Here is a 17567-nt window from a genome sequence, read left to right as displayed (position 1 = left end):
AGTGAGCAAAGTGTTCCACCGAAACAATATCTTCTCCTACTCGATCAGCCAAACTGAGTACCTTTCTGGATTAACTCTACCTTGTAACCGTCTGGGCCCTCAAGAAATGCGATAATGCTACACCCATACTTCATAGCACCCGTTTCACGAATTACTTTATAGCCCAGTACTTTAACTTCTGCGCAGGTCGCTGCTGCATCATCGACTCCGATTGGCAACATGCCCATAACCATCGCCAAGAACATAGCTATCTTGATCCCAGTCATGGGTCAACTCCAAAACTGCCACATCTTGCTCATCGGTATAACCAACGAATGCCAACGTGAATCTCCCATCGCGGTAGTCTTGAGGTCGATCACGCTGCCGGGGTCGAGCACGCACCGCTCTACGGCCCCAGCTCTCACACCAAATACACTTTTAATCGAGCCACCAGAAAATAAAAAAACCTGCTTCTACGCGGGGGGAAGGAGAGAAACAGGTCTTGCGCAAATTCATGTAAAGAAAAGCGCAAAAAATCATAAATCCTTCTTAGGCAATCATCAAAGACAGACTCACCTAGAACAATATGGAACCTGGACATACAACAAGAAACTTTACATATTGAAAGTCAAAATTAAAACAAACGCAGTAAAATCCAAACCATAAATCCCGCCAACTCAAACAACCTCACAAGGCAATTTCTCCTCAATAAGTTTGACTTGACACTGAAACCGGGGAACAAGTCAACCAAACACAGGCCGCTCCAATGGCCCACTCACACACCACTCCGCCCAGATGAATACCGACGCAACCTCAAGGCGATATCCAGCCTGTTGACCCAGTCGGCATCAGCCAAGCGCGCTCCAAGTAATTCCTCGACTCGTCCTAAGCGATAATCCAGGGTGTTAGGATGGATGCCCAAGCGTTTCGCCGTATGGCCGCGACGGCGTCCCAGGTTCAGGTAGGTTTCCAGGGTCAGCAGCAGGTCGGGCTCGTTGCCCAGTTGTTCGAGCAGCGACACCAGGTAGCGCAGCGCATTCTCGCTGCCACGGATGCCATCCTCGACCAGGATGTTCGAGTAGCGCCTGACTGCTCGCTCGGCGCGTTCGCCGGAAAAGAAATCCAGCGCCTTCAGCGCCTCCTCCATCGAACGGGCCCAGCCCCGCGCGCCGTGGTTCATGATCCCCAGCCCAGCCTGGTAGATCTCCGCCTGCGAGGCGAGCAACGCCGCCACGCCCCGGGCCAGGCGCTGGTCGGCCTGGCTGATGGCTTCGCCGTGGGCGCAGGGCAGCCAGACGATCAGGCGCTCACGGTACCAGGTGCGCACGAGGTCCGCCGTCGCCACCCTGAAGGCACGCGAGACCTGTAGGAGCAGGCGCTCGATCTCTTCCTCGCGACTCCGCAGTTTCTCCGCGTCGATGCTGACGTCCAGCGCGAGCGCTACGCGTGGCATGCTCGGGTCGAGACCGAGGGCAACCAGCACTTCGCGGAAGCCCGTCTCGTCCTCCGGCGTATGCAACAGGATGTAGTACAGCCGCTGGCCCAAGTATTCGCGCCAGCGCACCTTCCTGATCTGTTCGTCCAGATAGGCCTGGACGGTTTCTTCGGCGACCTCGTCGAAGTAGCAAAACATGTAGCGGGACACCTCGAACAGCAGTTCCCTGCCCAATTCCTCGCTGTCCCCGGCCAGTTCCAGATAGCCCTGCCAGATCTCGCGAATGCCGATGCTGAATGCACGCATCAGCGATTGGAGGGGCACTCCCTGGTGTGCCCGGCGCCGCCCGTAGCCGGCAAAAACCTCGCGCGCCTCGGCGGACAGGCCGGCGCCACTGAGCAGGGCTTCGCACCAGAGTTCCACGGAGCAGACCAGGAACTCGTCGACGCTTTCACGGGCCTCTGCGGAGAGGTCCCGGTAACCCTCCATGTCCAGCAGTTCAGAATGAACCCGTCCGCTTATCCGCTGAGGGTCTTCGGCAAGTTTCGCAGTGATCGCTCTCAATCGATCACTCATCGTAGGAATCGAAGCGATCACTTTTTCCTCGACATATGAAGAAGCAACTAAGAATACGAAAAGACAATAAACCAGTAGTCGGCGCAGCAAAGAATAGCAGAAGGCTTACCGCAACTTTCATTGTGAAAAACCAAAAATAAACTTGTAGTTATTCACAATACCCAACAGCGCCAATCCGCAATAGCATATGCACCACCGACTTTCTCGTGGTCTGCCGACCCTATCGCCCGAATTCCGTAGCCCCAGGTAGCGTGCATGCCAATTCCCACTCGACCCAGGCAGGCACTGTTGCTGGCCAGTATCCTGCTCGGCGGTTGTTCGATGTCTCCCTCGCTCGTGCTCTTTGGCGCGGCCTTTCCAGACTGGCTGTTCTGCATCATCGGCGGCGTCGTCGGCATAGCGCTCATCCACGCGCTCCTGAGCAGATCCGACAGGCACCGACGGCTGGAGCCGCTGGCGCTGAGCTATCCACTCCTCACTACCCTGCTCGCCATGTCGCTATGGCTCGTCTTTTTCCATCGCTAAGACTTTTCGCCCATGACCCAGACAGTTCCTGCCCGGCGTAGCCGACTGCCCGTGTTGCTGCTCACTCTCATCTGCCTGGTCATGCTCGGCTATGTGATCCATCGTCTGGAAACGGCGCCAAGCACCGACGATGCCTACGTCTACGCCGATACCATCGATGTCGTGCCCGAGGTCAACGGGCGGATCATCGAACTGCCGGTGCGCGACAACCAGTTGGTCAGGCAGGGCGACCTGCTCCTGCGCATCGACCCGCGCCCCTACCGGGATGCGCTGGCCCAGGCCAGGGCCAGCCTGATCACCCTGGACCGGCAGATCGAGCTGACCCAGCGCTCGGTCAACGCCCAGGAATACGAAGCCGCCTCTGCGGTCGCCGCAGTGGAGCGCGCCCGCGCCCAGGCCAAGCAGGCCGGCGACACCCTGCGGCGCCTGGAAAAGCTGCTGCCCGGCGGCTACGTCTCGGCAGAGTCGGTAGACCAGGCGCGCACCGCGCAACGCTCCACCGGCGCCGAACTGAATAGCGCTCGGCTCCAGGCCCAACGCGCGGCGGCGGCGGTAAGCGGGGTCGACGCGCTGGTGGCACAACGTGCCGAGATTGAGGCGCAGATCGCCATCGCCGAACTGAACCTGGAGTTCACCGAGGTCCGCGCGCCGTTCGATGGCCGCGTGGCGGCCCTGCGCACCACCGTCGGCCAGTTCGCCTCGGCCTACAAGCCGGTGTTCACTCTGATCGATGCGTGCCACTGGTACGTCATCGCCAACTTCCGCGAAACCGACCTCAAAGACATCCGCGCCGGAACACCGGCCACGCTCTATCTGCTCAGCGATACCGGCAGGCATTTTCGCGGCCGGGTCGACTCCATCAGCTACGGAGTCACGCCCGACGATGGTGGAACCGTCGTCGGGGGTCTGCCACAGGTGCAGCGGAGCATCAACTGGGTGCGGGTGTCGCAGCGCTTCCCGGTGAAGATCGCGGTTAGTGCCACCGACCCCGAGCTATTCCGGATAGGCGCGTCGGCGGTGGCGATCCTGCGTCCCGATGACGCCCAGGAACCCACCGCGGCGGCCCCTACCTCCCATGCGCAGCCCCGCTGATTCGGGCATCGCGCGCCTGCGCGACTTCCTCGCGGGCGAGCTGCGCTCCTACCCAGGCCGGCTCAACCTGATGCTGCGCAGCCTGCTCGGCTGCGCCTTGGTAATCCTCGTCTCGATGGCCTTGCAGATCCCCTTCCTAGCGCTATCGTTGATCGTCGTCTTCTACGTCACGCAGACCAACGTGGTGGTCACGCGCCTGATCGGCAGCCTGTTCGTCGTCGGCTCGACGCTGGCCATCGGCCTGTCGATCCTGCTGCTGAAGTTCACCTACGACCACCCTATGCTACGCATCCTCGGCGCCTCCCTGCTGTTCTTCTGCAGCACCTTCCTGATGCGCACCACGCGGATCGGCACGGTGTTCTTCGTCATCGGCATAGTGGTCATCTACTCGCAGAGCTTCGCCGATCTCACCGACCAAGGTGAAATCGTCCTGCGCCAGTTGCTCTGGGTCTGGGTCGCGGTGAACTATGCGATCATGCTGACCCTGCTGATCAATACCCTGTTCCTTCCACTGGAGCCGCAGAAACAACTGCGCACGCACCTGCTGGGGCAATTGCAGATAATCGCCGCCAGCCTGCTGCCAGACACCGCCACACCGGCTGCGCGCATGGCCCCGCTCGATCTCCAGCGTAGCCTCCTGGCCTCTCAGCAGTTGCTGCGCTTCGCCAGCATGCGCGACCCGCGCTTCCGCGCCGAGCAGGGCGCTCACCTGGCCCGCGTCGGCGCAATCTCCCGCCTGCTCCTGCTCGCCCGGCAATTGCAGGAAACACCCAGCGCATCACCGGCTCTACTGGTGTTGCAGCAGGCCATCCATACCCTACGGATCGCCACGGAAAACGCACAAGCCCCGCGCTTCCCCAACGAGCTGGCACAGCTCGACACCCGTGCACTGCCGAGCGCCTGCCAGGAAATGCGCCTGGTCCTGCTGGCCCTATGCGAACACGACAACGCCAGCCCGAAGCTGAAGGCCAGCAGCACCCCGCCGTTGATGGTCGGCGACGCCTTCGACAACCCGGCCTATATCCAGTTCTCCCTGAAGACCCTGCTCGCCGCCCTGCTCTGCTACCTGTTCTATACCGCCAGCGACTGGCAGGGCGCGCATACCATCATGCTGACCTGCCTGATCGTCGCCCAGCCCAGCCTCGGCGCCACCGGCCAGCGTAGTCTGCTGCGGGTGGTCGGAGCCTTGCTTGGCGGTAGTCTCGCATTGGCCATGATGCTCTGGGTGGTGCCGCACCTCGATGACATCATCGGCCTGTTGGGTATGGTCCTGCCAGTAATCGCGCTAGCTTCCTGGGTCTCGGCCGGATCGGAGCGGATCAGCTACGCTGGCACGCAGATCATGTTCACCTTCGCCCTGGCCCTGATGGAAGGCTTCTCGCCGAGCACCGACCTGACGGAAATCCGCGACCGCCTGCTGGGCATCCTGCTGGGCGCGGGCATTTCCTGGGTCATCCATGTTCTGCTCTGGCCAGAGGCGGAGGGAGAAGCCCTGCGCCAACGCCTGGCTCGGTTGTCGCGCGCGGTAGCCACCTCGCTGCGACGCGGACGCACCAACAGCGCCACCACGGACCCACAACTCTGGAGCGAACTGAACGACAGCCAGGACATGCTCGCGCGAGTAATCCTTGAGCCCAGTTGGCAGTCTGGCGAAGGCCAGCAGGAGGTGCTAACACTGCGCCTACAGGAGATTCTTGCAGCGATCAGGGTGATCGTCCTGACCAGTGATAGCCTACAGACGGAACTCGCTCATGCCCGGTTGAAACCGGAATTACGCCTGGCCTTGCTGGAGTTCTGCGAACAGGCCGCCGCCTGCCTGGAACGGTACGCAGACTGGCTGGCCGGTCAACTCGACGCGGCGTTGATGCCTACCACAACGCTGGACGAAAGCTGGTACAGACTCCGTCGTGAACTCGAAGACTTAGAGAAATCGCCGCTACCCAGCCTGCTAAACGAGTTGGTAAGGGAAATCGAGCACCTGAAGACGCAGCCTTTATTTGACCGCCCTGCCCGGCCATAAATTAATTCCACCGGCTACGCCTTGTCGTTAACCTCCTTACCCTACCTTTGGAAATGCTACTGATGCTTGTACTTCACGCTCCTGAACAGTGGTGGGGCTTGTAGTGGTCCACTGATGCCGGATACCGATTTAGGCAAGAATCCTCGCCGAGAGAGAGGTGTCTGATGAGCAAGCAATGACGTACGTTTTCCGCCGAGTTCAAGCGAGAGGTCGCTGCCGTGGTGCTGGGCCAAAGCTACTACCATATCGACGCCTACCGTTCGCCGGGGGGAGTGGATTCGGCCTTGCAGCATTGGGCAGCAGCTCCCACAGGAGCACGATGGCGTGATCCCGAAGAGCAAAGCGCCTCCCCCCAGGCAGCAGAAACCAAGCCAGAAATGAAATAAAGGAACACACCTCTTCGGCCGTAGGTACGTTGAGAGTCTCGGCACCGGTCGCGTTCGACCGGCGACATATCGCACCACTGCTCAGCACACTGCTGAAAAAGAATCCCGGCCTCAAACTGGATTTCTCCCTGAACGACAGGTTTGTCGATCCCGTCGGGGAAAAACTCGATCTCTGCATCCGTCTCGGCATCCTGCCGGACAGCAGCCTGATCTGCTCGAAGCTGGCGGGGCTACTCCGGGTGCTCTGCGCCAGCCCGGAATACCTGCTGAAGCACGGTCTGCCACGCACCCCGGAAGAACTCGAACGGCACATCTGCCTGCAACACAACGGCTGCAGCAACGCCTCGTTGAGCTGGCAGTTCAGCAGCGCCGACAGTACCAGGCGAATCAGGATCTCGCCGGTCAGCCGCCTGTCCGTGAACAGTGCCGAGCTCCTGGTGGAAGGAGCCTTGCAAGGCTTGGGGATCATTCATGCGCCGACCTGGCTGGTCCACGAAGAAGTGGTCAGCGGTAGGCTGGTGACCTTTCTCGAACGACACGCTCTGCCGGAGCAAGCGCAGGGGGGCATCTACGGCGACCGCAGGGTTCGGTGGTACCGGCGAAGATCTCGCTGTTTCTCAGCGAGCTAAAGAGCGCAATCGGCGAGACGCTCTACTGGGACCTGCGGTTCCAGCAGACGCCAGCTCGATTGGCCGGCTCCTTCTAACATCCGCGGCACGCACCACGACACTTTCCAGATCCACCACGACAAACCGGGTTAGTTCATGAGTCGTACGTACGACATCGTCATCATTGGCAGCGGTATCGCAGGCTCGATTTCGGCAGCGATTCTGGCGAAGCACGGTCTGAAAACTCTCATCCTGGATGCCGGTCAACATCCGCGATTCTCCATCGGCGAGGCCATGCCCCCCCGAGAGCGGCCTGCTCCTGCGCCTCCTCGCGCAACGCTTCGGGATCCCCGAACTGGCCTTCATCCCCAATCCTGAGCAGATCGTCCGGCACATCGGATCGTCAGCCTGCGGGATCAAGCTGGCATTCAGCTTCGCCTGGCACGCTGCCGGCGTGGACAGCGCTGCCGAGCATGTCGTCGCCCCTCCGCTGGACGCTCCGGAGGCCCACCTGTATCGCCAGGACATCGACTTCTACGCCTTGCTGCTCGCGCTCCAGCACGGCGCGAACGCCCGCCACCACACGCGCATCGAAGGATTCGAGTTCCTTCCCGAGGGTGTGGCCATCCGTCTCGCCGACGGCGAAAGCCTGCAAGCTCGCTATGTCATCGGCCAGGCTTGTACGTGGGTATCCAGTGCAACTGTCTGAAATTCCATCTCAGCGGGACGCCAGAACAGGAGTTTTCAGGTTGCTGGATCTATCCGTCATCACCCAGCACTTCACAGAGGCCCTTACAGTGCAGGATTAGACACATGGGTTACAGTTCAACTGTCATAGCCGCTCCCCTTGGCACACGCTTCTGCTGAAAAACTTAGTTGAATTCTCAAAAAACAAATCAACAACAGACAATAAGATAAAAATCTAAAGCCCTCTAAAACAAAAACCAATTATCCGGAACTTATCTAAAAACAAACAAAAGCCAGAAGAGAATTACGACAAGATCAGTCAGACTAAAAATTCAGAGCAAAGTAAAGAATCAATCCTTCTCGTTTCTAAGACCATCATACAGAAAATCTATGAAACTTGATATTTTAACTGGACTCAATCTGTTTTCGGTTAATGCGTATACGGATAGTGGTTTACCACTCCATTCTGGCAAAACCCTAACCAGTTCACCATCGGATGCTTCTTTTCTGACCACTCCTGGAGCAATCATTGCAATTCCCTCCCCCATTATAGCTAAATTTTTTAACATGCCTATGCTATTCATAAGAAACCGTCCCTTTAGTTCAACTTCCGCTTCTTCATCTTTACCTAGTAAGCTCCAGTATTTTCTCTCCTGCGGCGTATTCATTATCAAACATTTATGAGAATGTAGTTCAGAAGGGGAGGATGGATAACCATTGACCTTCAAATATTCAGGAGATGCATATAAATAGCGAGGAATCGTAATCAAATGCCTAGCTATCAAACTAGAGCTTTGTTGCTCTCCTAGCCTTATCGCCACATCCAGAGGCTCTCTCGTCAAATCTACTTGACGAGGAGTGAGATCAAACTCAAAATCAATATCTGGATAAATTTCCGAGTACTTAATGACCAATGGCATTATATATGCTATGGAAAAATCTACCGGCATTGAAACTCGAAGCAGGCCAGACGGCGCCGAAGCCATATCACTCAAACTTTGATTTGCTACACGTGCCTCATCTACTATTGGTTTGCATCGTTGATAGTATGCGTTCCCAAGCTCTGTAACCTCTAAGGTTCTAGTAGTTCTCCGAATTAGTCGAACGCCTATCTCTTTCTCTAAAACTGACAATCTTCTTGACAATGTAGAAACTGGTATTTTTAGTTTTTCCGCCGCTTTTCGAAGACTATTCTGCCGAACAACCTCTACGAAAATTTCCATATCATCGAGTCTTAACATACAGTCCCTCAGCCTTGATTAAAAGGCATTAAGCACAAATAAAACTAGAAGAAAATCCTCAAAAACAAAATAAACCATCACTATTGCAGAAGGAAGATCATGAACCAATCAACTCGAACACCAACAGGCTGTTCTTTAATCCACGTGAAAGCAATAGAACACCTACTCCAATATCATACATACTAGGATATCACAACTACCAGCACACAACGGCGACAAGGCGACAGCTTTATAAGCTAAACATAGGCCCCCAATAGCTTTGGCCTAATTATAGAGAAGTACAGCAAAGGAAAATGAAAACTCAGAATATTAGACACAGGATATATATCTCCCAAAAACAACGGATCACAAACCATTAACCCCCACAAGTAGCTATTTCATAAGAACCATAAAGCTCTTACCTAAAAACTCGCTGAACCACTGAGACCAACAAAACAATCATGGAAACCCAAAAAATCAACCAGTAGTATTCAACTCCGGCCAAAAAAACAGCTTGTCGACTTAACTCTTGAGACTGTTGAAATATTGCCAGCGCGTCGGACTGCTTGCTGCCATACGTAAGGGAAATATACTTTGACATCTCCTCTATACTCCTGCTATACAAAGGATCACCGGTGACCATATTTATGTTCAAGTTCCCATATTGAACCGTCTGCCGCCACTGCATGAATATAGTTGCAGCAGCCGTCCCTATAGCCTGTACAATCTGCCCTAACATATTTTTCAACTGATAAGCATGCGCAAATAATTGTTCATTGCCACCAAATTCCCTAAAGGTTTGCATTGCCGTAGTCCCCATCCCCGCGCTAATAAAAAATCCACTCAACACTAGAGCCGGTACGATATGAGCCCACACATCAACCACTGGTGAAAAGGAACAAAAGATCCACGCATATACCGCAAGAGAGCCGAATGCAAACACCCAATACTTTACAGGGGAAGGATACTTGGGTAATAAAAAACGCATCACTGGCATCCAAATCACCAGTGTACATAACAAAGCTACAGCCTGAAACACACCTATAGACTCCCAGTAATATTTTAAGCCAGTCGACAGATACTGAGGTTGTACATAATTATTCATACCGATCAAGAGGTAACACACACAAAACAATCCAACACCAGCCACATAACGTTTAGTAAGAATATCCCTCAACCGAAATAGCGGCCTTTCACGCTGATGCTCAGTATAAAAAATAGATATCAAGCCCCCAAGGAACAAGAAAACAAAACATACCAATATCACTCCTTCATTATAAAAATCATAATAAGAGCGCTGCAGCAAATAGAGTATAAAGAATGAAAAAAGCCCTAACAAAAAAACAAAAGAAAAACTACTACTAGACCAGGTCTCTCTAGGAAGCTCCATTTTCGGAGCATAAATAATAGTCAACAAAGCAACGATACATGCCAATAGCAGCAGGGCCCAGAACATCGCTTGCCAATGGCCTTCACTAACAGTTAACGCAGCTAGCCAAGGCCCGCCCATGGTACCAAGCAGGACGCCTGTTGCAAAAAAACAAATTCCATTGAAACGTAAATGACCTGGGAGCGTATTTGCAAGGAGCCTCCCGATAGTCATAAATGTCCCTCCTCCCAAAGCCATAATGGCACGCCCGATCGAGAAGCTTATTTTTTCGTCACTGAGGCTACAGACCAGCGCACCAACTAAATACAAAATAATTGAAAAAAATACATAATATCTCCATCCGATACGCTCAATGAACCATCGAACCTTTGAAATGGACAGAACTGCAAAACAAGCATACAAGACGGCAATAAAACTATACTCTTCCGGACTAGCCTGTATCTCTCCACGAATAGGAGTCGAGGCAAAACCCAACATACTGGACTCTAAAAACTGTATTGTTGACAGCAGCAATACTGCTAGATAAAGAGAAGCATAACTAATAGCCAATTTAAGTTTCTCACATCAGAATTTTGGCGGCGACATCATAAAGCCTTCATTACTTCGAATAATTTCTTCCACCTCATCGTTAGCATTCTTAAGTTCATGATCAAAAACCTGTGTATCATAGGTGAACTTTGAAACAATACCTGTCCTAATAGCCTTCCCACTAACATTACTAGTATCGACTACTGCATGCATAGACAAACCTACACGTAAAGGATTCCTCACAACCTCATTTGAATCCAGGGATATCTTCACAGGAACACGCTGTGTAACCTTAATCCAGTTCCCTGTTGCATTTTGGGCAGGGAATAGTGAAAACGCACTACCAGTTCCTGCATCCAGGCCAACAACCTCTCCGTGATACACAACATCAGAACCATACATATCGGCTGTTAGCTCAACAGGCTGCCCGATGCGAATATCTTCCAGTTGAGACTCTTTAAAGTTAGCCGTAACCCATAAACTATCTAATGGAACCACCGACATAAGTGCAACTCCGGCGCCGATATGCTGACCGACTTGAACATTGCGTTTAGTTATCATCCCATCAACGGGTGCTGGAATAATAGTCCGCTTTCTCGCGATATAAGCCTCCCGCAAGCTAGCCGCAGCAGTGGCCACATCAGGGTGTGAGCGTATTACCGTATTATCCACCTGAGCCAAACGCTGAGAAAGAATCTGCTGAGTTGAGTCCTGAGCAGCAAGAGCGCTTTTAAGAGCGTCTTCGGCATGGCTGATCTCCTCACGAGAGACAGCCCCCACCGACGCAATTCGCATGCGCCTGGCTAAATCAGTTTTAGCTTTTTTGACATCCGCTTGCCTTTGAACTAGATCGGCTTTGGCTTCGGAGACCTGTAAGTACAGTGAACGCACAGATCTCGTAGCTTTAGCAAGCGCAGCACGAGCTCTTTCATAAATGATCTCCTGATCTACAGGATTTAGTCGTACAAGGGGCGTGCCGGCTTTAACATGATCGGTATCATCGGCATGAATCGCAATTACTGTACCATCAATTTGAGCTGTCACTTGCACGACATTCCCATTTACCTGTGCATCTTCAGTTCTTTCCACATTTAACTCATAGAAATACCAAAAAACAGATAATGTTATCAAAACAAAGACAATGACTATAGAAACCAGCAAAATACCTTTCCCACCATCTTGAATAGGGGCTACAATACCCCCTAACTTTGACGAAGCAGGTGACGCAGAACTCTTATCGTTCATTTCTAGGCTCTAAGAGATTAGAAGAAATATCTGAAACCAATGGCAGATTATCAGGAGAATAACCACCTCCCAGTGCTCTGTTTAATTGAGCATAAAGCGATAAACCGCGAGATGTCAGCTGAGACAATAGTAACTTCTGACTAAACACCACACTTTGTGTAGAGATAACTTGCAAATAGCTTACTAGTCCTGCACCGTACTGAGCCAATGCTAAATCAGCGCTTTCCTGGGAGGTTTTCAGTGCCTCTCCTTGCTCTTTCGGACGCTCTTTCAGACGCTCTTTCAGACGCTCTTTCAGCCACTTTAGAGAAGTCATCTGATCCGCTAGATCCTGCAGAGCTCCGGTCAAGCCTGCATTATAGTTTTCCACCGCCAGATCATAACTAGAAATAGCATCAGCCAAGTTAGAGTCGAGCCTTCCCGCATCAAAAATCGGTAAAGAAAGCGCTGGTCCAACTGAAAACTCATAACTATTTCTTTTATGCAGATTTGAAAAGCCAAGGGACTGCACTCCAATAAAAGATGATAAATTTATATTCGGATAATACTCGGCTTTTGAAACGCGCACATCATAACTTTTCGCCTCAACCATCCACCTGTTAGCGACTATATCCGGACGGTGCCCAAGCAACTCCGCCGGCAGGTTGTCAGGAACCATAGTAATATCAGCATAGTTTATACTTGGCTCTTCTATTTGCAGCCCTCTATCAGGCCCTTTTCCAACTAGCATTACAAACTGGTTACGAGTCAACTCCAGAGACTCTCTCAAAGACGCTATTTCTGCACGGGTAGCAGGAATAGCCGCCAGAGCTTGCTTAACACTTACTAATGAATCCAAGTCGGCAAAATAGCGCTGACGAGTCAATTCTAGCAAGCTCTTATAGGTTTCAAGCATTTCCTGTTGAATAGCAAGCTCGCTGTATAGCTGATCTAGGTTTATATAAGCCTGCACGATTGAATGAGCCAAGGATAATTGCGTAGCGTATCGTTCAATCTCTTTCGATTTTAATCGACCAATTGCAGCTTTAAGAGCGGCGCGGTTCTTCCCCCAGATATCCAGCTCAAAATAAGAACTAATTTTCGCATCGTACAATTTGCTCCAAGCCCCATTACCTCTACCGTACAATGAGGTGCGACTACGCGAAAACTCTGCCGTACCATTTAAACTCGGCCATAGCTCTGACTCTACTGACCCAGCAATTGCATTAGCCTGACGAATACGCGCTTCTGCAGCCCGTAAGTCACTACTATTGGCTATTCCTTCCTGAACTAATAGGTTTAACTGTTTATCGCCAAAAACTTTCCACCAATCTAGCGTTGGCCATATAGTTCTCGAGAATTTGCCATTAGTCTTTTTCAATCCGAAGTCTTCTGCCCGTAAAACCTCAGACTGCGGCCTTATGTGCTTTGGAACACAACCAGACGACAAAAAAGAGCTTAGTATCACTACCACGCACACACGCAAGCGCACGAAACACCCCCTGGAAATTTATTTTTATTTAAAATTTAAAAGGATGTCTTACTAAACACTTTCTTTGCAAGGGGCCGCTGTACCCAACCCAAAGATAAAGCAGCAACAAATTTCATTGAGAGAGCACTTATATTCTAAATATAAAAAAGCAAGGCTCAGAAGCACTGCTTACTGAGCCTTGCTTATAAAGTTAAGCCATCAAGGCGTCTTGAAGAATCTGCGCAAGCTGCCCGCCCTCTGCAGTAGCCCAATTCCCTGCAAGCTCTGCAATTAGTTGGTTAGTGCTGGTAAGAGTTACGCCATTTTTCTCCATACGCCGGAGCGCCATATCATCGGCAAATCTAGTTGGAGAGGCACCGGCATCGGCAACAACTTGTACGGAATAGCCCTCAAGCACAAGGCTTAGTGCTGGATACACTGTACAGACATCATTGGTAACACCAGCAATTATTATATTTTGACGACCGGAGGCTCGTACCGCTGCGGCAAAGTTTTCGTCATCCATCGAATTCACGATGCCAACGCGTTTTATACGGGCGGCAAACTCCTTCGGTAAAATATCCTGCAACTCCGAGAGCAATGGCCCTTGAGCATGCTCCTCCATGCTGGAAGTCAGAACAGTAGGCATCTTGAGTATGGCGGCAGCCTTAGCCAACATCAACGCATTACGTTTTAGCTCTTCGAATGGCAGAGATTTGGCCCACCCCATAGTACCAACCTGATGATCGATCAGAAGCATAACAGCGTTATCCGCCGTAAATCTTTTAAAAGACATATTCTTTCTCCTCAATATAAGCTGAAGGCTAGGCTTCAGCGAAAGTTGGGCACTGTTCTACACCCAACAAAATCAAAATAGAATTCTAATAAAGTCAAACTTTACAACGCTGTATGAAGCGGACTCCCAACGAACATTGCAACTCCAGCGCGTCCATTACTCGATTTTATCTCAACAATATATGGCTCTGGGCTTACTGGAAACAAGGGAATCTTAAGATCCTCGCACTCATAAGAATCTCCACCTATTTCAATCTTTCCAAAAATTGGAATAGCAAATGCTATTTTCCCCGCTTCAACAGGCACAGAAAGTCCGTTATCCTTTTCAATTAAAATATCAAGCAACGTCACATCAGTAGGCGGCGTTAGAGGTGACTTCATATCGAAGAAACTGCCTATGGGCACACGCACTTCGACTCCCGGAAATCGAACTACAGGTACATTTTCTGGCTCAAGTATTAGTGGATATGGCTCGAGATTTTTTTTCTCAATGCTTAAATCTACAAAAATCTGCAATGAATGTACCGTTTTATCGGTCTCAGCAGGAACCTCTTCATGAATCACTCCTACCCCGGCAGTAGTCCAATGCACTCCGCCCGCTCTAATAGTATTATCCGTTCCAATCGAGTCTCTATTGTGAATGCTCGTCTCTGAGTCAAGAAACAGATACGAAACAGCAGAAAAACCGGAGTGAGAGTGAGGCGGGAAAGTAGGCGCACTCATCCAAGCGTGATCAACCCCAAGGAAAGGATCCAGCACTCCTTGCGCATTGCGTAGCATGTAAGCATTAAATCCATCACCATGTCGCATACGCTGAACAGAAAGGGTAATAGGCATAACCATCTCAATTAAACCTCACCAAAACTTCTGGATAGTAAACATCACCTAAATAACGTAGCCACATATATATTGACTAATACCACAAATATAAATCCCTTCACGATAAGGCTTTAGCAATCTTTAATCAGTTTTGAAGTCGAGATAAAGACCTAATCTTGAATAACAGTTTTCCATTTCTGGATCAATCCTGCCTAGCTACCGACTAAAAAAAGCAGAAAACCGCATGCCTTCTAGCCTCAGTGCAACACCTAGGTATTCCTACTGCCCACAGTTTATTAGCGTTCCGCACCGGCACACCTACCGAGTATCTGCTGAGGATGCCACCACTATTGACATCTACAGCAGAGATATGCAGAAAGTAATCAAGCGATCATGCGTTGGAGAGCTGGATGACCTTTTTGACTATAGGGTCTTTTTCCATTAGAGAATAGAACCTAGCAATATTGGGGTACTCTCGCCATTTTTTCGGCAGTCTTTCAGTCCATCGAATCATGACATATGCGTACGCATCTGCTACTGATCGTCGTCCTAGGTACAGGTATCCTTCTTCTCCAACAAGTTGGTCAAGGTGAGTCATTACTCGATTTATTCTTACGTGGGCGGCGCCAACGACGTCTTCAAGTGCTTCTGAGGATTCATTTACTGTAAAGCGCTGGGGTGAAAAAAATGGCCAGAAAGATGGATGAAAGTCACTTGACAAGAAAGACATTACCTCATTGAACTTCGATCTAGCTTCTACACTATCACCGCACCCTATTGATGCTAAAGGATATTGCTCGGATATGTAGGTCAATATAGCACTAGCCTGTGTCAAAACTTGCCCTCCCCCTGTATCCAAGGCCGGAACCAACATAAGAGGATTTACTTGCTGAAACTCTTTGGAGGTGTAATCGACATTTATCAGATCATATTGAGTTCCAACCCATTCAAGTGCAATCCAACATGCAACCGCGCAGGTTCCAGGTGCATAGAACAACTTCATCTAAATTCTCCTTATATTAAGGATACGTATATGAAAAACAATACTAAACCAACTCAGCATAGTGCCATAGTCAATGGAGTGCGTTTGCGTTACAGTATTTCAGGCTCGGGTGAACCTCTGGTATTGCTTCATGGTTGGCCACAAAGTAGAAGAGAATGGCGTCATGTCATCCCTTCTTTAGCTTCTCACTTCACCGTCATTGCTCCTGACATGCGAGGTTTCGGTGACTCAGACAAACCAAGCAGTGGATACGACAAAAGAACAGTTGCCAAAGATATTCATGAACTAATTCATCAACTGGGTTTTGAAAAAATATATCTCGTCGGGCACGATATCGGTTTAATGGTTGCGTATGAGTATGCAGCCTCGCATCCTAACGAGGTAAAAAAATTAGTCGTAATGGAGGCTGCGATCCCGGGCCTAGGTCTAGAGGCCTTACAAGATACAGCTCGCTTTCCACATCTTTGGCACTTTGGCTTCTTTATAGCTCCAGGTGTTGCAGAATCATTAGTAACAGGGCATGAAGAAGTTTTCTTGAGATATTTCATACAGCACCTTGCTTATGATGCATCAGCCATTACAGACGAGGATATAGCCCACTACTCTACTAACATGAAAACTCCCGGAGGATTGCGAGGTGGATTTGAACATTATCGAGCGTTCACTGTTGACGCAATCAATAACAAAGAAAACGCATCAACCAAACTGCCGATGCCAGTGCTGGGTATTGGGGGTTCACACGGAATGGGCAACCATGTGGGTGAACTCATGAAACCTTTGGCCCAGAATGTAAAAACCATTGTAATCGATCGTAGTGGCCACTGGATTCCGGAGGAGCAACCGGAGCAACTAGTAAATGTGCTTATAAATTTCTTAAATAGCAAATAGGCCAAAACTTTTCCTGTCAGTACAACACAAATAAAATTATAAAAATCCGTTGCTGCGAACGGGGGCAGGCTGCAGCAACGGTGCAAGACAGCTTGCAAAAAATTATTTCACCCTCCAAACATTATTTACAATAACCATTCAGCTTTCCTTCGTTCTTTCTTCCAAGGACTCCTTATACTTTATCGCTTCGTCTTCACTTTGGTATACTCCAACAAGTACCTCCCCCTGATACACCTCCCAAAGGTCCACTCCCGCCCCTTTAAACTCACGACTCATCCTTTCTTTATCATGCTGCTTTATGATAATTTTCATATGACTCTCTCAAATCAGATAGATAATTTTTCAAGAAATCAAATTAGACAAATTATTACTTTAAGCGCTACTACTTCCTTTTAACACTAAGCGCATCGGCAACACCTTTCCCGTACTCTGAATCGACCTTAAGGAACAGGCCGATCTGGCGCCGCTGGATCTGTTCCGGGACATCGCGAATGTCTTCGGCGATGTTGGCGAACAACCGCTGCTTCTGCTCGTCGGTGAACAGATGGAACAGCGCAGCCGGCTGGCTGTAGTAGTCGTCGTCCACCCGGTGGCTCCAGTGGTCCGCCACGCCCTCCAGGCTCAGCGGCGGCTCGGAGATATCCGGGTGCTCCTGCCACTGGTTGTAGCTGTTAGGCTCGTAGGTGACACGTAATAATGCATTATTACCGTCCACCCGCATGCCGCCGTCGCGGTGGTAGACCTGGTGCGGGCAACGCGCGGCGTTCACCGGGATCTGGTGGTGGTTGACGCCCAGGCGGTAGCGATGGGCATCGCCGTAGGAAAACAGACGGCCCTGGAGCATCTTGTCTGGAGAGAAACCGATACCGGGCACCACGTTGGCCGGCGTGAAAGCGGCCTGCTCGACCTCGGCGAAGTAGT

The 17567-nt window shown here is 50.9% G+C and carries 16 protein-coding genes and 2 pseudogenes; 8 read left to right on the top strand and 10 right to left on the bottom strand.

Going from position 1 to position 17567, the window contains the following annotated elements; translation table 11 throughout:
• Positions 1 to 44 precede the first annotated feature (44 nt).
• Together HMPREF2914_RS33000 and HMPREF2914_RS17285 are read right to left on the bottom strand one after the other, a co-directional pair.
• Positions 45 to 266, bottom strand: coding sequence for a VOC family protein (locus HMPREF2914_RS33000; RefSeq protein WP_049821745.1), 222 nt, complete (start codon positions 264 to 266; stop codon positions 45 to 47).
• A 488-nt stretch (positions 267 to 754) separates the two neighbouring features.
• Positions 755 to 2011 (bottom strand): PucR family transcriptional regulator, encoded by a 1257-nt coding sequence (locus HMPREF2914_RS17285; RefSeq protein ID WP_014603647.1) that lies wholly within the window; start codon positions 2009 to 2011, stop codon positions 755 to 757.
• 234 nt (positions 2012 to 2245) lie between these two features.
• Between HMPREF2914_RS17285 and HMPREF2914_RS17280 the strand changes: the two genes are divergently transcribed.
• The 7 genes and pseudogenes from HMPREF2914_RS17280 (at position 2246) to HMPREF2914_RS33170 (ending at position 7330) form a co-directional block, all read left to right on the top strand.
• On the top strand, positions 2246 to 2515 hold the full coding sequence (locus HMPREF2914_RS17280) for a YtcA family lipoprotein (RefSeq protein WP_023094860.1): 270 nt from the start codon (positions 2246 to 2248) through the stop codon (positions 2513 to 2515).
• A 12-nt stretch (positions 2516 to 2527) separates the two neighbouring features.
• On the top strand, positions 2528 to 3607 hold the full coding sequence (mdtN, locus tag HMPREF2914_RS17275) for a multidrug transporter subunit MdtN (RefSeq protein ID WP_023094861.1): 1080 nt from the start codon (positions 2528 to 2530) through the stop codon (positions 3605 to 3607).
• Positions 3591 to 5627: an FUSC family protein gene (locus tag HMPREF2914_RS17270; protein ID WP_003086207.1), complete on the top strand. Its 2037-nt coding sequence runs from the start codon at positions 3591 to 3593 to the stop codon at positions 5625 to 5627. Before mdtN ends, HMPREF2914_RS17270 begins: the two co-directional genes overlap by 17 nt.
• Positions 5628 to 5845: 218 nt before the next feature.
• Positions 5846 to 5993, top strand: a pseudogene (locus HMPREF2914_RS32995) (IS3 family transposase); the annotation flags it as partial.
• Between the two features lie 49 nt (positions 5994 to 6042).
• Positions 6043 to 6642 (top strand): substrate binding domain-containing protein, encoded by a 600-nt coding sequence (locus HMPREF2914_RS17265; protein ID WP_003086204.1) that lies wholly within the window; start codon positions 6043 to 6045, stop codon positions 6640 to 6642.
• 135 nt (positions 6643 to 6777) lie between these two features.
• Positions 6778 to 6999, top strand: a complete 222-nt coding sequence (locus tag HMPREF2914_RS33175) for an NAD(P)-binding protein (RefSeq protein WP_225525649.1) — start codon at positions 6778 to 6780, stop codon at positions 6997 to 6999.
• 76 nt (positions 7000 to 7075) lie between these two features.
• Positions 7076 to 7330: an NAD(P)/FAD-dependent oxidoreductase gene (locus tag HMPREF2914_RS33170; RefSeq protein WP_003086201.1), complete on the top strand. Its 255-nt coding sequence runs from the start codon at positions 7076 to 7078 to the stop codon at positions 7328 to 7330.
• Between the two features lie 328 nt (positions 7331 to 7658).
• On the opposite strand, the gene HMPREF2914_RS31710 is transcribed toward HMPREF2914_RS33170, so the two are convergent.
• From HMPREF2914_RS31710 to HMPREF2914_RS31690, 7 genes are all read right to left on the bottom strand, one after another.
• The gene (locus HMPREF2914_RS31710; protein ID WP_003086197.1) at positions 7659 to 8549 is read right to left on the bottom strand and encodes a LysR family transcriptional regulator; all 891 of its coding nucleotides are present in this window, start codon (positions 8547 to 8549) and stop codon (positions 7659 to 7661) included.
• 397 nt (positions 8550 to 8946) lie between these two features.
• Positions 8947 to 10467, bottom strand: a complete 1521-nt coding sequence (locus tag HMPREF2914_RS17255; protein WP_003086195.1) for an MFS transporter — start codon at positions 10465 to 10467, stop codon at positions 8947 to 8949.
• A gap of 15 nt (positions 10468 to 10482) precedes the next feature.
• The gene (locus HMPREF2914_RS31705; RefSeq protein WP_023094862.1) at positions 10483 to 11691 is read right to left on the bottom strand and encodes an HlyD/EmrA/EmrK family protein; all 1209 of its coding nucleotides are present in this window, start codon (positions 11689 to 11691) and stop codon (positions 10483 to 10485) included.
• Positions 11681 to 13138 carry an efflux transporter outer membrane subunit gene (locus HMPREF2914_RS31700; protein WP_223865676.1) on the bottom strand — a complete coding sequence of 486 codons (1458 nt, stop codon included), beginning with the start codon at positions 13136 to 13138 and terminating at the stop codon, positions 11681 to 11683. The genes HMPREF2914_RS31705 and HMPREF2914_RS31700 overlap by 11 nt, the downstream gene beginning before the upstream one ends.
• Before the next feature lie 214 nt (positions 13139 to 13352).
• Positions 13353 to 13937: an isochorismatase family protein gene (locus HMPREF2914_RS17250; RefSeq protein ID WP_031632454.1), complete on the bottom strand. Its 585-nt coding sequence runs from the start codon at positions 13935 to 13937 to the stop codon at positions 13353 to 13355.
• Positions 13938 to 14038: 101 nt separating this feature from the next.
• Positions 14039 to 14773: a pirin family protein gene (locus HMPREF2914_RS31695; RefSeq protein ID WP_071535248.1), complete on the bottom strand. Its 735-nt coding sequence runs from the start codon at positions 14771 to 14773 to the stop codon at positions 14039 to 14041.
• A gap of 373 nt (positions 14774 to 15146) precedes the next feature.
• Positions 15147 to 15758 (bottom strand): glutathione S-transferase family protein, encoded by a 612-nt coding sequence (locus HMPREF2914_RS31690; RefSeq protein ID WP_023094864.1) that lies wholly within the window; start codon positions 15756 to 15758, stop codon positions 15147 to 15149.
• A gap of 30 nt (positions 15759 to 15788) precedes the next feature.
• On the opposite strand from HMPREF2914_RS31690, the gene HMPREF2914_RS31685 reads away from it, so the two are divergent.
• Complete coding sequence (locus HMPREF2914_RS31685; RefSeq protein ID WP_003086189.1) at positions 15789 to 16646, top strand: alpha/beta fold hydrolase; 858 nt, start codon at positions 15789 to 15791, stop codon at positions 16644 to 16646.
• Between the two features lie 382 nt (positions 16647 to 17028).
• Here the strand turns inward: HMPREF2914_RS31685 and katA are convergent.
• Positions 17029 to 17567: pseudogene (gene katA / locus HMPREF2914_RS17245) on the bottom strand (catalase KatA); the annotation flags it as partial.

Origin of the sequence: Pseudomonas sp. HMSC067G02 (assembly GCF_001813485.1) — a bacterium.
GTDB classification, from domain to species: domain Bacteria; phylum Pseudomonadota; class Gammaproteobacteria; order Pseudomonadales; family Pseudomonadaceae; genus Pseudomonas; species Pseudomonas aeruginosa.
Note: the sequence above shows the minus strand (reverse complement) of the source record. Positions and strands in the feature narration are given on the sequence as shown.

Excerpts from the sequence above, each read along its gene's own strand:
- HMPREF2914_RS33000 (WP_049821745.1), bottom strand. The coding sequence starts at position 266 with ATGACTGGGATCAAGATAGCTATGTTCTTGGCGATGGTTATGGGCATG.
- HMPREF2914_RS17280 (WP_023094860.1), top strand. The coding sequence starts at position 2,246 with ATGCCAATTCCCACTCGACCCAGGCAGGCACTGTTGCTGGCCAGTATC.
- mdtN (WP_023094861.1), top strand. The coding sequence starts at position 2,528 with ATGACCCAGACAGTTCCTGCCCGGCGTAGCCGACTGCCCGTGTTGCTG.
- HMPREF2914_RS17270 (WP_003086207.1), top strand. The coding sequence starts at position 3,591 with ATGCGCAGCCCCGCTGATTCGGGCATCGCGCGCCTGCGCGACTTCCTC.
- HMPREF2914_RS33175 (WP_225525649.1), top strand. The coding sequence starts at position 6,778 with ATGAGTCGTACGTACGACATCGTCATCATTGGCAGCGGTATCGCAGGC.
- HMPREF2914_RS31710 (WP_003086197.1), bottom strand. The coding sequence starts at position 8,549 with ATGTTAAGACTCGATGATATGGAAATTTTCGTAGAGGTTGTTCGGCAG.
- HMPREF2914_RS31705 (WP_023094862.1), bottom strand. The coding sequence starts at position 11,691 with ATGAACGATAAGAGTTCTGCGTCACCTGCTTCGTCAAAGTTAGGGGGT.
- HMPREF2914_RS17250 (WP_031632454.1), bottom strand. The coding sequence starts at position 13,937 with ATGTCTTTTAAAAGATTTACGGCGGATAACGCTGTTATGCTTCTGATC.
- HMPREF2914_RS31695 (WP_071535248.1), bottom strand. The coding sequence starts at position 14,773 with ATGCCTATTACCCTTTCTGTTCAGCGTATGCGACATGGTGATGGATTT.
- HMPREF2914_RS31690 (WP_023094864.1), bottom strand. The coding sequence starts at position 15,758 with ATGAAGTTGTTCTATGCACCTGGAACCTGCGCGGTTGCATGTTGGATT.
- HMPREF2914_RS31685 (WP_003086189.1), top strand. The coding sequence starts at position 15,789 with ATGAAAAACAATACTAAACCAACTCAGCATAGTGCCATAGTCAATGGA.